The sequence below is a fragment of the Pseudoalteromonas caenipelagi genome (genome assembly GCF_013140855.1).
In the GTDB taxonomy this organism is placed as follows: domain Bacteria; phylum Pseudomonadota; class Gammaproteobacteria; order Enterobacterales; family Alteromonadaceae; genus Pseudoalteromonas; species Pseudoalteromonas caenipelagi.
The window spans coordinates 296,575-312,387 of sequence record NZ_JABBPG010000005.1 but is presented as its reverse complement, the minus strand read 5'-3'; the positions used below and the strand labels follow the sequence as shown (position 1 = coordinate 312,387).

Sequence of the window (15,813 nt, the reverse complement as noted above, 5' to 3'; positions counted from 1 at the left end):
AGTCCCTTAGTAGCGGTTAAACTGGGTCTGGTGGTAAGTCCCTCAGCAGCAGCTAAACCTGCTCATTTCACCTTGCGCAAATGGAATGACTTCGCTTCGCTCACTGTCATTAAACATTTGCACCTTAACTTCGCTCACTGTCATTAAACATTTGCACCTTAGCTTCGCTCATGTCGCTAACCTTTTACACTTTACTTTGTACTTTATTTTCGAATTGGAATGGTGACTTCATTGTCCTTTTCTTCTTCGACTTTATTTACATTGTGCGGTAATAAACGCTTTGCTTTACGCTGTTGTTTCATTGTGGTTTTTAGAGCTGCTAGTATCTCTTGATCAAGAGGTGTGGGGCACAGTGGGCTAAGCAGATTATTTTCTTCTGTGGGGTCTTCACTTAGGTTGTAGCATTCGTATTCGCTGGGGATAAAACGACTAGTCGTAATGCCGTCTGGATTTCCTGCGCCGACCAAGTGACTGAGATCATATCTAGAATCTTTTCTTCCTACGCTTTCACCATCATCATCAAGGCTATCTAAAAAGCCACTATCAGTGTAATAGCGTGCGTTGTCGTAGTAACGTACGTACTTCCAGCGGGTATCTCCACTGAGTTCCGGTAATTTAGTTACAATGGCTTCGATATAGTTTGGCTGGATAATGCTGTTGTATGCAACACCCGTTGCAGGGTTTGTCATATCTGCACCAACTTCGACATTATCATTGGTCATAAAATAGATAGCTTCATCGCTTGGGAGTTGTTGACCAAGCAATACACTCGAAAGATCTCTACCAACCAGAGGTCTTGCTTCACTATGATTCTTTGCCAACTGTTGGCGTACACGCTCGGTATCAACATCTGCAAGACCAAGTAACGTTGGTAACAAATCGACATGTGAGGTCGTGACATCTAATTGGTGGTTTGGTTTTTTGAACACATTTGGGTTGGATATGATAAAAGGCACGTTCAGGACTTCTTGATATGCAGTGTACCACTTTTGATGTAAACCACCATGGGCACCAAGAAGTTCTCCGTGATCAGAAGTGAAAACCACAATCGTATTTTCGTATAACGACGTTTGCTTGAGTGTTTCATACACCGTGGTGATATGTTTATTAACTTCTGCCATTAAATAGTAGTAGAACTGGCGGTAGTCTTCTGACGGGGCTTGTGGCAAGTACATTCTTGGGTAGGTATATAGATAGTCTTTTTGACAGCGAGGCTTACTTGCTAGGCTTTCAGTCTGGCTTGGCGCAGGGCTAACTTCGGGTAATAGTCCTGCTTCTTTTTGCTGATAAAAATCTTCAAACCAATCTTTTTGGCGAGGTAGTACAATATCATGGGGATTTACAAAAGATGATACGATCAAAAAAGGCTGCTCCGAGCCTTGTTTAGCTGCTTCATCCAGCATGGTTAGGGTTTCACATACTTGTCTGGCAAAGCCAGGATCTCGTACGGTGCCACAGTTATTTTCAGCAGAACCATGGGGTTCTGGACCAATCCAGTGGTTGAAGCCAAACTTATCCAGTTTGTTCGCTTTGTTATACAGTTCATGTCGCTGTGGGTAAGGTTGGCCAGAAATTGAATTACTCACTAACGCTTGTTGCGTACCGGGAACTAAAATATCTTCGTCAGATAAATGCCATTTTCCGCGATAATAGGTTTGATACCCAGCTTCACGAAACCATGCGCCCATGGTTGGAACTGTATTGGGCTCAAGCCAAAACATATTCTGATCGAAAGAGGATTTACCGATTCCAGGCGTTTGACTAACGCCATGAAGAGAAGGGTATTGGCCTGTATAAATAGAGGTTCTGCTAGGGGCGCAAGCCGTAGATGCTGCATTATGATTGATAAACTCAATGCCATTTTGGCGCATTTGCATCAAGCTTTCACTATTTTTTAGTCTATATTCTTTTGCTTGTGGATTTTCATAAGGAGGCGGAAACCGTTCTTCGTCAGTGGTGATAATTAAAAAGTTGGGCTGCTTGCCATTAATTTTCATGGGAATGTCCTTGTAGTGCATGGGTTACTCGCAATCAGTGTAGTTCAATTTTTGAACTTGCTAGTAAATAAGCTACAAGGATGACAGTCTCTAAGGGTTAGCTTAGTGCCTTAATTGCCTCACTTAAACCATCTAATGTCATTGGATACATACGATTTTGTACGGCTTCTTCGATGAGCGCTATAGAATGATAGTAAGGCCAATACGCTTTTGGTTGTGGGTTAAGCCAAGCGACTTTTTCGAAATGATTGGTTAAGCGCTGTAACCATAATGCACCGGGTTCTTGGTTCCAGTGCTCGACACTGCCACCTGGATAGGCTATTTCATAGGGGCCCATGGTCGCATCACCGACAAATATCAGTCGATAGTCTTTGCCAAAGCGGTTAATTAACTGGTAGGTATCAATTAAACTAGATTGACGACGCTCATTGTCACGCCATACATGCTCGTAAACACAATTGTGGAAGTAAAAGAACTCGAGATGTTTAAATTCACTATGTGCAGCACTAAATAATTGCTCACATAAATGAATATAATCGTCCATAGAACCACCGATATCGAATAGCATCAATACATTGACAGCATTATGCCGCTCTGGTGCCATCCTCACATCAAGCATTCCGCCCTGTTTGGCGGTAGCTGCAATCGTTTCGTTGAGATCCAACTGATCGCTGGCACCACTGCGCGCAAACTTACGTAACTTTTTTAGCGCTAACTGCATAGTGCGACTAGATATTTCGCTATCGGCATCAAGGTTGCGGTACTGGCGTTTGTCCCACACTTTTACAGCTCGACGTTGACGGTTTGTGTCTTGGCCAATTCTAACCCCTTCAGGGTTATAGCCATAAGCACCGAAGGGCGATGTGCCGCCAGTGCCTACCCATTTATTTCCCCCTGCATGCCTTTTTTGCTGCTCTGCTAGGCGTTGCTTTAGGGTTTCCATCAGTTTATCAAGCCCGCCTAAAGCCTCAATTTGCGCTTTCTGCTCTGCTGTAAGATGTTTTTCGAATTCTTTACGTAACCACTCGTCTGGTAAGCTTGCACTTTTTTGTAACTGGGTTAAGAAATCACTGTCTTCAATTCCCTCAAAATAATCAGCAAATGCTCGGTCGAACTTGTCAAACTGGGTTTCATCTTTAACAAATATTGTTTTACTTAGCTCGTAAAAGGCATCTAAGTCCGCAAAAGCTAAACCATGATTAAGGGCATTCAAACAATCTAGTAACTCTCGTGGTGAGACCTTGAGGCCATATCTTCTGAGTGTGAAAAAGAATTCGATTAGCATGAGATTATCGCTTGCTCATAAATGCTAGTTTTTCTATAAGGCTGACGTCTTGTTCATTTTTTAGCAATGCGCCAAACAGCGGCATTAAGCCACCTTTATGAGCGTGGTCATGTAGTGTTTTTGCATCGATATCTTCAGCCATTAATAGTTTTAGCCAGTCTAATAGCTCACTGGTGCTTGGTTTTTTCTTTAATCCAGGTATTTCCCTCAGTTTAAAGAATGATTCAAGTGCACTTTGCACCAAATTTTGTTTTATATCTGGGTAATGAACATCGATAATTTGCTGCATCTGCTGTGGTGATGGAAAATCAATGTAGTGAAAAAAACAGCGGCGCAAAAAGGCATCGGGGAGTTCTTTTTCGTTGTTAGACGTGATAATCACTATAGGCCTAACTTTGGCACTGATTTTCTCGCCGGTTTCATAAACATGAAACTCCATTTTATCAAGCTCTAATAGTAGGTCGTTTGGAAACTCAATATCCGCCTTATCAATTTCATCAATCAATAATACCGGGCGCTGTTTGCCTTCAAATGCTTGCCATAGTTTGCCCTTAACAATGTAGTTGCTGATATCATGCACTTTTTTATCGCCAAGCTGGCTGTCGCGCAATCGTGAAACAGCATCATATTCATACAGGCCTTGTTGGGCTTTTGTGGTTGATTTGATATGCCATTGGATCAGTTCTGTATTGAGGCTATTTGCCAGCTCCTGTGCTAACATGGTTTTGCCGGTGCCTGGTTCTCCTTTGATCAAAAGGGGTTTTTCTAATACCACCGCCGCATTCACGGCTTGTTTGAGTGCACTACTGGCAATGTAATTACTTGTACCTTCGAAGCTCACGTTTGTTTCCTAAAGATCTGGTCTGATGAGGTTAGTGTGCCATAAAATAGGGGGAGACCTCTAGCTAGTCGACGGTTTTCTTCCTAATCAGTACTGATAAACTTGAAGCGAGGAATTAGCTCCCCGTTTATTTGAACTTGCTCGCTAAACATATCTAAAGGTCGTACCCAAAAATCAAAGTCGCCATAAAGCGTTTGGTATACTACCATTTTCTCGCCTGTTTCACTGTGTGTGGCAACATGGAACACACGGTATTTAGGCCCTTTGTAATGCTGATAAATCCCTAGTTTTAGTGATTGCTTCATTGTTTGCTCCTGTTGCAGTGCTGTATACTTGGTGGTTATGCATTTGCCTAAGTGGCGTAAAGATGAATTATATTTCTATAGATAAATTTAAGAAAGCTTGGGTATTCAAGCACCAAGATCTTCCTATTAACGAGGCTGACCTCGACGCGATAAAATTAATGAGCCCAGAGCGTTCAGCAGTACTTTGGACTACGATGGTCTCAAGGGAAAAGGATCACCCTGATTTTTTTACTAAATCGGAATGGCCTGGCGATGAGGCAACATGGGTCTCGCAGCTAAATTGGGAAACACCTTGGGAGAATGGAGAGCCGCATTTACCTCAGACGCTGTGCGACTTTTTACAATGGGAAGATAATACGACGGTCTATTTTTGTTTGAGCCGTGAGCATGTATTTGAAACACGCTTTGATGTTTTTAAACACTGTTGGCAAAATTTTATGTTTCTGGCCGATGGTAGCTTGTTGCTAGGCAAGAAGCGGCAAGGCGTTGTGCAATTTATGGAAAATGGCCAAGCTAAGCTTGGTGAGCGTCCGAAAAGCTAGCCTGAGTATGCTTACCATGCTATAACTTTCTCAACTGGCGGAGGGTGTGTGGTAAAGCAAAATATAGCGGATACTAAGCAAAGTCATTTATGGCATAACGAGCAAGAACGTTTGCAGTTTGCTGAATTGGTTAATGTATTTTATGCACGAGAGATCCCTGCATTAGCACAACAATATAGTGCTGAACAGTTGCAACGTAAGCTGCTGAGCTTACCTTATTACGTTGAGCGTGCAGCAAGGCATATTACTCAAGGTGAAGTACCATTAGAGCTGGATAGTCAAAATGGATGTTGGCTGGCAGCACAGAAAAAAACGTTACCAACATTTGATGAACATAAAAACCAGAGCTTTTATTGTGCAACGACACCAGTAGGTTTAGTGGTGCCAGTATTGTTAACAGATGCACAATACTCTCAGGTTGTCATGGACAGCATAGATCAAGTGAGAGACAATGCGATACATTGTAACCAATATGGTTGGTTTGCTAATTCAGGCTTGAGTCATCAACATGACTTTAGGTTATTTAAACCAACTAAACAGCTAATGGTTGCAGCGTGTTGTGGTCACCGTTGGCAATATGGAAAAGTTGTCACGCCACGCGTGTTAAGCCTAAGAGAAATGCTGCTGGCCAGCATGATAAATTGGACCAATGTTAAAGCACCAAAACAACGACATCATTAATCCGCTTTACGCTATATCCTGGCTCGTAGGAGGCTAGGTTATGCGCTTATTTCAAATAGTACTCACTTGCTTGGCTGCGTTTTTACAATATCGATTGTGGTTTGCAAATAATGGCATTCAAGATTACACCAGAATTAAAAGTACGGTTGAGTCTCATCAGGAACTTAATGCTAAGTTATCTAAACGCAATAAATTACTCAAAGCAGATATAGAAGACTTGAAACTTGGCTTGGAAGGTGTGGAAGAGCGTGCACGCAATGAGTTAGGCATGATCAAAGAAAACGAAACATTTATTCGAGTACTTCCTAGAAAACATCATGAATCACACAATTAAAATAGCTGCAGTGGTACCAGCCGCAGGCGTTGGAAGCCGAATGCAAGTTGCACATCCAAAGCAATACTTGAAGATTGCGGATAAAACCATTCTTGAACACACATTAAATAAACTTGGACAATTGAGTGAGCTTGATAAAATCGTTGTTGCTGTAAGCGAAACGGACGATTATTTCAAAGCTTTGCCATTGCTTGATGCGCGAGTCACCGCGGTAAATGGTGGTAAAGAGCGTGCTGATTCGGTGCTCAATGCGTTACAGGCACTTGCTCAAGACAAACCCGATTGGGTATTGGTGCATGATGCAGCCCGCCCACTGGTCTCGCTTGAAGATATGCAAACTTTAATAGCGCAATGTGTCGCTGATGGTGAAGGGGGGATTCTTGCTGCCCGAGTAAAAGACACCATTAAAAGAGGTGATACGCATAGCCTAGAAACGGTACCGCGTGAGCAGTTGTGGCAGGCTTTAACTCCACAGTTTTTCCCGTACCAAGCTCTAAAAGGTGCACTAGAACAGGCGCTTGATAATGCGGTTGTAATTACCGATGAAGCGTCTGCAATGGAGTGGGCGAGACATCCCGTTAAATTGGTCTCAGGACGCAGTGACAATATAAAAATTACGACTCCTGAAGATTATGATTTGGCGTGTTTTTTAATTTCCAAGCAAGAGAGTGAATAATGATTAGAATTGGTCATGGTTTCGATGTGCATAAATTTGGTGGCGAGGGTCCTCTCACTGTCTGTGGCGAAAAAATCCCATATGTACAAGGCTTCATTGCTCATTCAGATGGAGATGTAGCAATTCATGCATTATGTGATGCTTTGCTCGGTGCGTTAGCGCTCGGCGACATAGGTAAACACTTCCCTGATACGTCGCAAGAGTTTGCAGATATAGATAGCCGTATACTGCTGCGCCGCGTTGTTTCACAAATGCAATCCATGGGATATAAATTAGGTAATTGCGATATTACCATTGTTGCGCAAGCGCCTAAAATGCGCCCGCACATTGACAATATGCGAGCAAATTTAGCATCAGATTGCCAAGCGGATATTTCGCAAGTTAACGTTAAGGCGACAACAACAGAACAGTTGGGTTTTGAAGGTCGTAAAGAAGGGATTTCGGCGCACGCGGTAGTGGTATTGGTCAAATCATGAATGAACTAAATTATTTATATGGTAAACCGCAATCCAAAGCTGATTTCAAAGCCCATGCTGAAGATTTTATGGTGGATGAAATACTCGATATCCCATTGAGCGGCGAGGGCGAACATGTTTGTTTGCAGGTAGTTAAAAAAGGTGAAAACACGGCATACGTTGCAAAGCAAATTGCAAAGCTTGCCAATGTGGCACCAAGAGATGTGAGTTATGCTGGTTTAAAGGACCGCCATGGTGTTTGTAGTCAGTGGTTTAGCGTACCCGTTGCGATTAAAAAGAATATTGATTTTAGCGCGCTAAACAGTGATAGCATATTTGTCGTAAAACAGGTTCGTCATAACCGCAAATTGCGCACGGGTTGCCACAGCGGTAATCAGTTCCAAATCATCTTACGCAATGTCGATGTTCCGCTAGATATTCTTTCTCGGATCAATGCGGTAAAGCAAGGCGTTCCTAACTATTTTGGTGAGCAGCGTTTTGGTCATGATGGTCATAATTTAGAGATGGCTGAACGTTTATTTGGCGGCGAACAGATCCGAGATAAAAAACTTCGTGGTATTGTGATTTCTGCGGCGCGCTCACATATTTTTAATCAACTTGTTAGTTTACGTGTTGAACATCACGGGTTAGCTAAAACTTGGCATCGAGAGGTCTTTTTATTAAACGGTAGCAATGCGTTTTTTGAGGATGATATAAGTGATGAGATCATCGCACGCTTAACCAGTGGCGATATCCTACTCTCTGCCCCAATGGTTGGAAAGGGTGATAAAGGCTTAGTTGCCCAAGAAAGGCAATGGTTACAACCATATAGTGCTTGGCAACAAGGGCTAGGACAGTTAGGCTTAAAAGGAGAAAGGCGGGCCTTGCGTTTAGTGCCAAAAGACCTACAAGTAGAAACGATGAACAGTAGCACAATCAAGCTGTCGTTTAGTCTGCCAAAAGGCACATTTGCTACTGCTGTGCTCAGAGAGTTAGTACAGCATAGGGATGCCAGTAAAGACACAGTAATTCAAGAGGTGGCCGATGAGGATCTTACTTAGTAATGACGATGGTGTACATGCCAAAGGGATTGAAGTTTTATATAAAGCACTGACACAAATTGCACAGGTCACCGTTGTTGCACCCGATAGGAATTGTAGTGGTGCAAGTAACTCTCTGACGTTACTTAACCCATTACGTGCGACTGTATTAGATAATGGTTTTATATCAGTCAATGGTACCCCAACTGATTGTGTTCATTTAGGCGTTAATCAGTTAATGGATGAACTGCCCGATCTCGTGGTGGCGGGAATTAATAATGGTGCAAACTTGGGAGATGATACCCTTTACTCCGGTACTGTTGCTGCGGCGAGTGAAGGACGTCACTTAGGGCTACCCGCTATTGCGGTTTCACTGTGCTCCAAACAGGAGAATCATTATGAAACGGCAGCTCAAGTGACTTTAGACATCATTAAGCAATTGCGCAGTCACCCTTTACCAAAAGACCAAATAATTAATATCAATGTACCTAATGTAGCGCTTACTGAGTTAAAGGGCATAAAAGTATGTCGCCTTGGGGCGAGGCACAAAGCTGAAACGATGACTAAGCAACAAGATCCGTGGGGACGAGATATATTCTGGTATGGTAATTTGGGAAGTGAAAGTGATGCTGGAGAGGGTACTGATTTTCACGCTATCAATCATGGCTATGCAGCCATTACACCACTCAAAGTAGATATGACAGCCCATGAAAGTTTAGAAGCTATGTCTAATTGGTTATCTGAGGTGTAATAACCGTGCTAAATAGTTACAAACGCAGTGCCAGCGCTTTAACTCAGTTGCTCAAAGAACAAGGCGTAGCAGACGCACATGTTTTAAAGGTGATAGAACAAACGCCCAGACATATGTTTGTTGATGATGTACTAAAACACAAATCATATGAAAACACCGCATTGCCTATAGGCCAAGGACAGACAATTTCGCAGCCTTACATCGTCGCTAAAATGACAGAAGTATTACTTCAGGTTGGGGTTACGGGAAGAGTGTTAGAAATTGGTACCGGCTCAGGTTATCAAACTGCGATCCTAGCTCAATTGTTTGAAGAGGTTTGTAGTGTCGAGCGCATTAAGGCATTGCAATGGCAAGCTAAGCGTCGATTACATTTGCTTGATTTGTATAATGTGACAATGAAGCATGGTGACGGTTGGCAAGGTTGGCAATCAAAAGGTCCTTTTGCTGGCATCATTGTTACAGCGGCTGCCAAAGAGGTGCCTCAACAGTTGCTTGAACAACTTGAAGATGATGGTGCTCTCATTGTACCTTTAGGTGAGCAAACACAGCAATTGACTTTGTTTGTTCGCAAAGGTGAGCAATTTATAGAGCACCGTTTAGCCCCTGTACGCTTTGTACCTTTAGTTGCGGGTGATATTATTTAATCTGACGTTTGCGTTAGTTACAAAGCGCGCCTAATAGCACTGAGTGTTATGTAATCGTCAATTGTAAAAACATAATAATTATAACGCTCAAAGGGTGAACGATGCTTAAGACATACCTGTTGATAATGACAACTGCTTGTATGTTATTAAGTGGTTGTAGTAGTCGTAATACACCTGCACCTGTAACAAGTTTAAGCACAGGTAAGTCCAGTTCATCACAAAAAATTCATATTGAAAATAATCGTTATCGCGTGCAAAAGGGTGACACCTTATTTGCCATTGCTTTCAGTGCAAATAAAGATGTGAGAACAATCGCGCAGATAAATGGTATTAAGCCCCCTTACGTGATTTATCCTGGCCAAGTTATCCACATAGACCGTCCACAAAATAAAAATAAAAGGCGCAAAAAATACACAGTAAAGCGGAATAAGTCCAGTTCTAATAAACAAAAAAATAACAAAATTGCTAAAAAAGAACTTGATCAGCCAAAACAACGAGAGTATGTTCAAAAACATAGCAGTAAAAATGACAACGCATCTAAGGCTTTGTTTTCTAATAAGGTACGTTGGCATTGGCCTGCCGTTGGTAAGGTGACAAAGCACTTTTCAAGCAAAGAAAATGGCTATAAAGGGCTTCAAATCGCGAATGTGGAAGGCGCACCTGTAAAGGCTGCTGCCGATGGCATAGTGGTATATGCAGGTAACGCACTACGTGGTTATGGTAATTTAATTATTTTAAAACACAATGATGATTACCTTAGTGCATATGCGCATAATTCGAAGTTACAGGTCACTGAGCAGCAAAAAGTTAAAGTTGGGCAAAAAATTGCCGAAATGGGTAGTACAGATGCTTCTAAAACTGCATTGAGGTTTGAGATTCGTTTTAGGGGACAAGCTGTTAATCCGGTTAAATATTTGCCAAGTAAGTAGTGACGTCAAGGTTTAGTTACGCATAACGTCACTATTCATTCACTTGGGAGGATGCGTATGGCTCAAACTGCAAATGTTAAAACCAAAAAAACGGACGATTTTGAAGATAAGCTCGACGAGCTAGATGTAAATAGCTCAAAAGCCGAACTATTGGAAGAAATTGACGACGATGACGACATCTTCGCCAAAGATGAGAATGTAAAAAATCTAGATGCAACACAATTGTATCTAGGCGAGATAGGCTTTTCGCCTTTACTCAGTGCTGAAGAGGAGGTGTATTTTGCTCGAAAAGCGCTTAAAGGTTGTGAAGCATCACGCAAGCGTATGATTGAAAGTAATTTACGCTTGGTGGTAAAAATTTCCCGTCGCTATAACAATCGTGGCCTAGCATTATTGGACTTGATTGAAGAAGGCAATTTAGGCTTGATCCGAGCCGTTGAAAAATTTGATCCTGAACGAGGCTTTCGATTTTCAACTTACGCAACTTGGTGGATCCGCCAAACGATAGAACGAGCGATCATGAATCAGACTCGGACTATTCGCCTACCGATCCACGTAGTGAAAGAGTTAAACGTTTATTTACGTACGGCAAGAGAGCTAACCCAAAAGTTAGATCACGAACCAACAGCAGAAGAGATCGCAGAGTGTTTAGACCGCCCGGTTGAAGATGTGACTAAGATGCTACGCTTAAATGAAAAAATAACTTCAGTAGACACTCCCATAGGAGGAGATAACGACAAAGCATTGTTGGACATTATTGCTGATGAGAAAGGCCATGGTCCTGAAAGTGAAGTGCAAAGTAATGACATCAATAACCATATTGTTGATTGGCTCGGAGAGTTGAATCCTAAGCAACGAGAAGTGCTTGCAAGACGGTTTGGTTTGTTAGGCTATGAGCCCTCAACACTTGAAGATGTAGGCAGAGAGATTGGCTTAACGCGTGAGCGAGTGCGTCAAATTCAAGTGGAAGCTTTAAGACGGTTAAAAGATATTTTGCAGCATGAAGGTTTAAGTACAGACAGTTTATTTGAACAGCTTTAAGTGCTCACCGAGCGTTATAAGTTAATAAAAACCACCTATCTTAAGGTGGTTTTTTTGTGCTCTGAGGAAACTAGCTCAGCTGCTGTTTTAATTTGTATAGTAATGCATGTGCTTCTCTAGGGCTTAGCTCATCGGGGTCTATCGCTTGTAATGTTTTTTCAACGGCAGATAGTTCAAGCTCTACCAAGGGTAAAGCGTGTTGAGCTGGCGTAACAGGCTCTACGACACTTTGATGATTTTCTAACTGTAGCAGCTTTTGCTTGGCAAGCTGTAACACTGGTTTTGGTACTCCAGCAAGACCCGCAACCTGTAAGCCAAAGCTTTTACTTGCAGCCCCTTCCATTACGGTATGTTTAAAGGCTATGGTATCGTTATGTTCTACCGCATCTAAATGCACATTCACTAAACCAGACTGTTGTTCAGCAAGTTCCGTTAACTCAAAGTAGTGTGTTGCAAAAAGTGTTTTAGCTTCCAGCTGTCGGGCGAGGTAGTCTGCAGTGGCGTATGCCAAAGACAAGCCATCGTATGTACTTGTGCCACGACCAATTTCATCCATTAGCACCAGAGATTGCTTGGTTGCATTGTTCAAAATTGTTGCGGTTTCAGTCATTTCCACCATAAATGTTGAGCGGCCAGAGGCAAGATCATCGCTAGCACCAATACGTGTAAATATACGGTCTACGTTACCGATATTTGCGGCGCTTGCTGGTACATAACTACCAATATGTGCCATAAGTACGATCAGTGCAGTTTGACGCATATAGGTAGATTTACCGCCCATGTTTGGCCCAGTAATGATCAGCATTTTTCGATCATTATTGAGGTAAACCGGATTGGCGATAAACGGCTCTTTACTAACTTGCTCTACAACAGGGTGTCGTCCAGCATCGATGTTTATTTCATCGTTATCGCTTAAGGTGGGCTTACAATAGTCAAGGGTTTGGGCACGCTCAGCTAAGGTATTAAGTACATCTAGATCGGCTAACGCCGCGGCCATCAACTGTAACTGCTCTAAGTAAGGAGCAATAAATTCAAACAGTTGTTCATATAGCTGTTTTTCAAGCGCCAATGCTTTGCTCTGACTGCCAAGCACTTTATCTTCATGCTCTTTAAGTTCTGGAATAATGTAGCGCTCGTTATTTTTAAGCGTTTGACGGCGAATATAATCTACAGGCACTAGATGTGAATTGGCGCGGCTAATTTCAATGTAAAAACCATGAACTTTGTTGTAGCCAATTTTTAATGTACTGATGCCTGTACGTTCGCGCTCTCTGGCTTCGAGTTTTTCCAATATATCCGTGGCACCTTGACTCAGAGCACGCCACTGGTCTAACTCTGCGTTGTAGCCTGTGGCAATTACTCCGCCATCGCGGATCAAAATAGGTGGATTGTCGATAATGGCACGTTCGAGCAAGTCTTGGAGTTTTGGCAAAGTGGGAGATTGGGCACAAATTTGCTTAATACGTGCGTCACCGCTTTCGGCCAAAAGCTCATGCAATGGAGCGAGAGCCTGTAACGCACAGCGCAAACGGGTTAAGTCTCTTGGTCTTGCATTACACAGCGCCAGTCTTGCTACCACACGCTCAATATCACCAATTTGTTTTAGCGCGTCATAGGTATCTAGACAAAGCTGGGTTTCTAGCAAACTCGAAATAGCATTGAGTCTGGCATTGAGTTCATTGCGATTGCGAATAGGGGTGTGAATGCGACGTTTAAGTAACCGAGAGCCCATCGGCGTGGCTGTTTTATCTAAAATCTGCGCTAAAGTATTATCAATGCTGCCTGAGAGATTAACGGTAAGTTCTAAGTTTTTGCGCGTAGCCGCATCTAAGATCACGGCATGTTCATTCTTTTCTAAAGTGATAGCGCGTATATGTGGTAAAGCGGTACGTTGGGTATCCTTTACATACTGCATTACACAGCCTGCAGCGACTAATGCGGTGGTTGCTTGTTCTACACCAAAACCAACTAAGTCTTTTGTTGCAAACTGCTGGCAAAGTAAGTGCTTCGCGGTATCAAGATCAAATTCCCAATCAGGGCGGCGGCGCGCGCCCTTAAATTGTTCAATGAGGTGTAGATTTTTAAATGACTCAGGATAAAGTAATTCAGCTGGTTGTAAACGTTGCAGCGTTGAACTTAGTGCCTCATCGGTTTTTAGTTCAACAATACAGAATTGTCCTGAGTTGATATCAAGGTAAGCTACTCCGTATTGCTGCTGTTTGTCTTGCCACAATGCCGCCAATAAGTTGTCTTGACGCTCTTGCAGTAGCGCTTCATCAGTGACTGTTCCTGGGGTGACAATTCTGACAACTTTACGCTCAACAGGCCCCTTGCTGGTGGCAGGATCGCCCACCTGCTCACAAATGGCGACGGACTCACCCATTTGCACTAAACGTGCAAGGTAGTTTTCCACTGCATGATAAGGCACCCCCGCCATAGGAATTGGGGCCCCTGACGCTTTACCACGATGAGTTTGCGAAATATCGAGTAACTGAGCTGCACGGACGGCGTCGTCAAAGAACAACTCGTAAAAATCTCCCATGCGATAGAACAATAAAATATCTTGATGCTCGGCTTTGATCCTAAGATATTGCTGCATCATGGGGGTTTGTTGTTTTATAGTATGTTCAGAATATAAATCTATCGACATGCATCTACCTAAGAGGTTGAATATGGAGCTAAACCAAGAGATTAAGACTCTGGCTGCACAATTGGGCGCTATTTTAACGGATAAACGTTTGACGATCACTACCGCTGAGTCATGTACTGGTGGTGGAATAAGTTATGCGCTAACAGATACACCTGGAAGCTCGAATTATGTTGATAGATGTTTTGTTACATACAGCAATGAGGCTAAACAGGCTTTATTAGGGGTCAGTGCACAAACTTTGAATAGTTATGGGGCTGTAAGTGAGCAAACTGTTGTCGAGATGGCTACAGGCGCAGCGCAAGCGGCAAATGCTGATATTGCTGTTGCGGTATCTGGCATTGCAGGGCCTGGTGGAGGTTCAGATGATAAGCCTGTTGGCTTGGTATGGTTTGCCATTAATATACAGGGAAATGTGAGCAGTTATGAGCAAGTTTTTCCCGGAGAGCGTAGTTATGTTAGAACGCAAGCTATTGCTTTTGCTTTAAAAAATATAGTTTCTCACATTCAAGGCTAAAAATGTACTTGATACTGTGATTCTATACAGTATACTGAGCCCATTACGCTAAATTGGAGAAGCAAATGAACGATAACAAACAAAAAGCGCTCGACGCTGCATTGTCACAAATTGAACGTCAGTTTGGTAAAGGCTCAATTATGAAGCTAGGCGATAGCCGAGCTCTAGATATTGAATCAATCTCTACTGGCTCACTAGGTATTGATATTGCGTTGGGTATTGGTGGTTTACCTACGGGCCGTGTTGTTGAAATTTACGGACCTGAGTCTTCTGGTAAAACTACGTTAACGCTACAAGTTATCGCTGAAGCACAAAAACAAGGTAAAACATGTGCCTTCGTTGATGCTGAACATGCTTTAGATCCAGTTTATGCGGAAAAGCTAGGTGTAAATGTTGATGATCTTTTAGTGTCTCAACCTGATACAGGTGAGCAAGCGCTAGAGATTTGTGACATGTTGGTTCGTTCTGGTGCTGTCGATGTGGTGATTGTTGACTCGGTTGCGGCACTGACACCGAAAGCAGAAATTGAAGGTGATATGGGTGATACGCACGTTGGTTTGCAAGCGCGTCTAATGTCACAAGCTCTTCGTAAACTTACTGCTAATATCAAACGCTCAAATACGCTATGTATTTTCATCAACCAAATTCGTATGAAAATAGGTGTGATGTTTGGTAACCCAGAAACCACAACAGGTGGTAACGCGCTTAAATTCTATGCATCTGTACGTATTGATATTCGTCGTATCGGTTCGGTGAAAGAAGGCGATGAAGTTGTGGGTAACGAAACCCGAGTAAAAATTGTAAAAAACAAGGTTGCTCCTCCGTTTAAACAAGCTGAATTTATCATCATGTATGGTGAAGGTATTTCTAAGCATGGTGAATTAATAGACTTAGGTGTTAAGCATAAACTGGTTGAAAAATCGGGTGCTTGGTATAGCTATAATGGCAATAAGGTAGGTCAGGGTAAGTCTAACTCAATCAAATTCCTAAAAGAAAACCCTGAAATCTCTAACGAGATAGAAGGTAAATTGCGTGAGATGTTATTGTTGCAAGCAACAATAACACCTGAAGAAGGTGAAGAGCCTGCTTTAGCTGCAACGGATGTTGAATTGTAAAAACTCTAATTAA

Annotated in this window: 17 protein-coding genes; 12 read left to right on the top strand and 5 right to left on the bottom strand. The window is 42.6% G+C overall.

The window, feature by feature from the left end; genetic code table 11:
- Positions 1-203 precede the first annotated feature (203 nt).
- From HG263_RS14090 to HG263_RS14075, 4 genes are all read right to left on the bottom strand, one after another.
- Positions 204-1,997 (bottom strand): sulfatase family protein, encoded by a 1,794-nt coding sequence (locus tag HG263_RS14090; protein ID WP_171626714.1) that lies wholly within the window; start codon positions 1,995-1,997, stop codon positions 204-206.
- 97 nt (positions 1,998-2,094) lie between these two features.
- Positions 2,095-3,282, bottom strand: a complete 1,188-nt coding sequence (locus HG263_RS14085; protein WP_171626713.1) for a vWA domain-containing protein — start codon at positions 3,280-3,282, stop codon at positions 2,095-2,097.
- Between the two features lie 4 nt (positions 3,283-3,286).
- On the bottom strand, positions 3,287-4,123 hold the full coding sequence (locus HG263_RS14080) for an AAA family ATPase (protein ID WP_171626712.1): 837 nt from the start codon (positions 4,121-4,123) through the stop codon (positions 3,287-3,289).
- An 83-nt stretch (positions 4,124-4,206) separates the two neighbouring features.
- Positions 4,207-4,428, bottom strand: coding sequence for a DUF1653 domain-containing protein (locus HG263_RS14075; protein ID WP_171626711.1), 222 nt, complete (start codon positions 4,426-4,428; stop codon positions 4,207-4,209).
- A 62-nt stretch (positions 4,429-4,490) separates the two neighbouring features.
- Between HG263_RS14075 and HG263_RS14070 the strand changes: the two genes are divergently transcribed.
- The 10 genes from HG263_RS14070 to rpoS all read left to right on the top strand — a co-directional run bounded on the left by HG263_RS14070 (position 4,491) and on the right by rpoS (position 11,521).
- Complete coding sequence (locus HG263_RS14070; RefSeq protein ID WP_171626710.1) at positions 4,491-4,970, top strand: DUF2947 family protein; 480 nt, start codon at positions 4,491-4,493, stop codon at positions 4,968-4,970.
- Between the two features lie 48 nt (positions 4,971-5,018).
- Positions 5,019-5,651, top strand: a complete 633-nt coding sequence (locus tag HG263_RS14065) for a hypothetical protein (protein WP_343043993.1) — start codon at positions 5,019-5,021, stop codon at positions 5,649-5,651.
- A 40-nt stretch (positions 5,652-5,691) separates the two neighbouring features.
- Positions 5,692-5,985 carry a cell division protein FtsB gene (gene ftsB, locus HG263_RS14060; protein ID WP_171626709.1) on the top strand — a complete coding sequence of 98 codons (294 nt, stop codon included), beginning with the start codon at positions 5,692-5,694 and terminating at the stop codon, positions 5,983-5,985.
- Complete coding sequence (ispD, locus tag HG263_RS14055; protein ID WP_171626708.1) at positions 5,969-6,661, top strand: 2-C-methyl-D-erythritol 4-phosphate cytidylyltransferase; 693 nt, start codon at positions 5,969-5,971, stop codon at positions 6,659-6,661. The genes ftsB and ispD overlap by 17 nt, the downstream gene beginning before the upstream one ends.
- Complete coding sequence (gene ispF / locus HG263_RS14050) at positions 6,661-7,137, top strand: 2-C-methyl-D-erythritol 2,4-cyclodiphosphate synthase (RefSeq protein ID WP_171626707.1); 477 nt, start codon at positions 6,661-6,663, stop codon at positions 7,135-7,137. The genes ispD and ispF overlap by 1 nt, the downstream gene beginning before the upstream one ends.
- Positions 7,134-8,177 (top strand): tRNA pseudouridine(13) synthase TruD, encoded by a 1,044-nt coding sequence (gene truD / locus HG263_RS14045; protein ID WP_171626706.1) that lies wholly within the window; start codon positions 7,134-7,136, stop codon positions 8,175-8,177. The genes ispF and truD overlap by 4 nt, the downstream gene beginning before the upstream one ends.
- Positions 8,161-8,907, top strand: a complete 747-nt coding sequence (surE, locus tag HG263_RS14040; protein ID WP_171626705.1) for a 5'/3'-nucleotidase SurE — start codon at positions 8,161-8,163, stop codon at positions 8,905-8,907. The genes truD and surE overlap by 17 nt, the downstream gene beginning before the upstream one ends.
- A gap of 5 nt (positions 8,908-8,912) precedes the next feature.
- Positions 8,913-9,551: a protein-L-isoaspartate(D-aspartate) O-methyltransferase gene (locus HG263_RS14035; RefSeq protein WP_171626704.1), complete on the top strand. Its 639-nt coding sequence runs from the start codon at positions 8,913-8,915 to the stop codon at positions 9,549-9,551.
- Positions 9,552-9,652: 101 nt separating this feature from the next.
- Positions 9,653-10,480, top strand: a complete 828-nt coding sequence (locus HG263_RS14030) for a peptidoglycan DD-metalloendopeptidase family protein (protein ID WP_171626703.1) — start codon at positions 9,653-9,655, stop codon at positions 10,478-10,480.
- A 57-nt stretch (positions 10,481-10,537) separates the two neighbouring features.
- A complete protein-coding gene (gene rpoS, locus HG263_RS14025; protein ID WP_171626702.1) occupies positions 10,538-11,521 on the top strand; it encodes an RNA polymerase sigma factor RpoS in 984 nt (327 codons plus the stop codon).
- A gap of 70 nt (positions 11,522-11,591) precedes the next feature.
- On the opposite strand, the gene mutS is transcribed toward rpoS, so the two are convergent.
- Complete coding sequence (gene mutS, locus HG263_RS14020) at positions 11,592-14,171, bottom strand: DNA mismatch repair protein MutS (RefSeq protein WP_171626701.1); 2,580 nt, start codon at positions 14,169-14,171, stop codon at positions 11,592-11,594.
- 22 nt (positions 14,172-14,193) lie between these two features.
- Between mutS and HG263_RS14015 the strand changes: the two genes are divergently transcribed.
- Both HG263_RS14015 and recA read left to right on the top strand, forming a co-directional pair.
- Positions 14,194-14,685 (top strand): CinA family protein, encoded by a 492-nt coding sequence (locus HG263_RS14015; protein WP_171626700.1) that lies wholly within the window; start codon positions 14,194-14,196, stop codon positions 14,683-14,685.
- A 65-nt stretch (positions 14,686-14,750) separates the two neighbouring features.
- Positions 14,751-15,800 (top strand): recombinase RecA, encoded by a 1,050-nt coding sequence (gene recA, locus HG263_RS14010; protein WP_171626699.1) that lies wholly within the window; start codon positions 14,751-14,753, stop codon positions 15,798-15,800.
- Positions 15,801-15,813 lie beyond the last annotated feature (13 nt).

Excerpts from the sequence above, each read along its gene's own strand:
- ispD (WP_171626708.1), top strand. The coding sequence starts at position 5,969 with ATGAATCACACAATTAAAATAGCTGCAGTGGTACCAGCCGCAGGCGTT.
- ispF (WP_171626707.1), top strand. The coding sequence starts at position 6,661 with ATGATTAGAATTGGTCATGGTTTCGATGTGCATAAATTTGGTGGCGAG.
- rpoS (WP_171626702.1), top strand. The coding sequence starts at position 10,538 with ATGGCTCAAACTGCAAATGTTAAAACCAAAAAAACGGACGATTTTGAA.
- HG263_RS14015 (WP_171626700.1), top strand. The coding sequence starts at position 14,194 with ATGGAGCTAAACCAAGAGATTAAGACTCTGGCTGCACAATTGGGCGCT.
- truD (WP_171626706.1), top strand. The coding sequence starts at position 7,134 with ATGAATGAACTAAATTATTTATATGGTAAACCGCAATCCAAAGCTGAT.
- surE (WP_171626705.1), top strand. The coding sequence starts at position 8,161 with ATGAGGATCTTACTTAGTAATGACGATGGTGTACATGCCAAAGGGATT.
- mutS (WP_171626701.1), bottom strand. The coding sequence starts at position 14,171 with ATGTCGATAGATTTATATTCTGAACATACTATAAAACAACAAACCCCC.
- recA (WP_171626699.1), top strand. The coding sequence starts at position 14,751 with ATGAACGATAACAAACAAAAAGCGCTCGACGCTGCATTGTCACAAATT.
- HG263_RS14085 (WP_171626713.1), bottom strand. The coding sequence starts at position 3,282 with ATGCTAATCGAATTCTTTTTCACACTCAGAAGATATGGCCTCAAGGTC.
- HG263_RS14090 (WP_171626714.1), bottom strand. The coding sequence starts at position 1,997 with ATGAAAATTAATGGCAAGCAGCCCAACTTTTTAATTATCACCACTGAC.
- HG263_RS14030 (WP_171626703.1), top strand. The coding sequence starts at position 9,653 with ATGCTTAAGACATACCTGTTGATAATGACAACTGCTTGTATGTTATTA.
- HG263_RS14075 (WP_171626711.1), bottom strand. The coding sequence starts at position 4,428 with ATGAAGCAATCACTAAAACTAGGGATTTATCAGCATTACAAAGGGCCT.
- HG263_RS14070 (WP_171626710.1), top strand. The coding sequence starts at position 4,491 with ATGAATTATATTTCTATAGATAAATTTAAGAAAGCTTGGGTATTCAAG.
- ftsB (WP_171626709.1), top strand. The coding sequence starts at position 5,692 with ATGCGCTTATTTCAAATAGTACTCACTTGCTTGGCTGCGTTTTTACAA.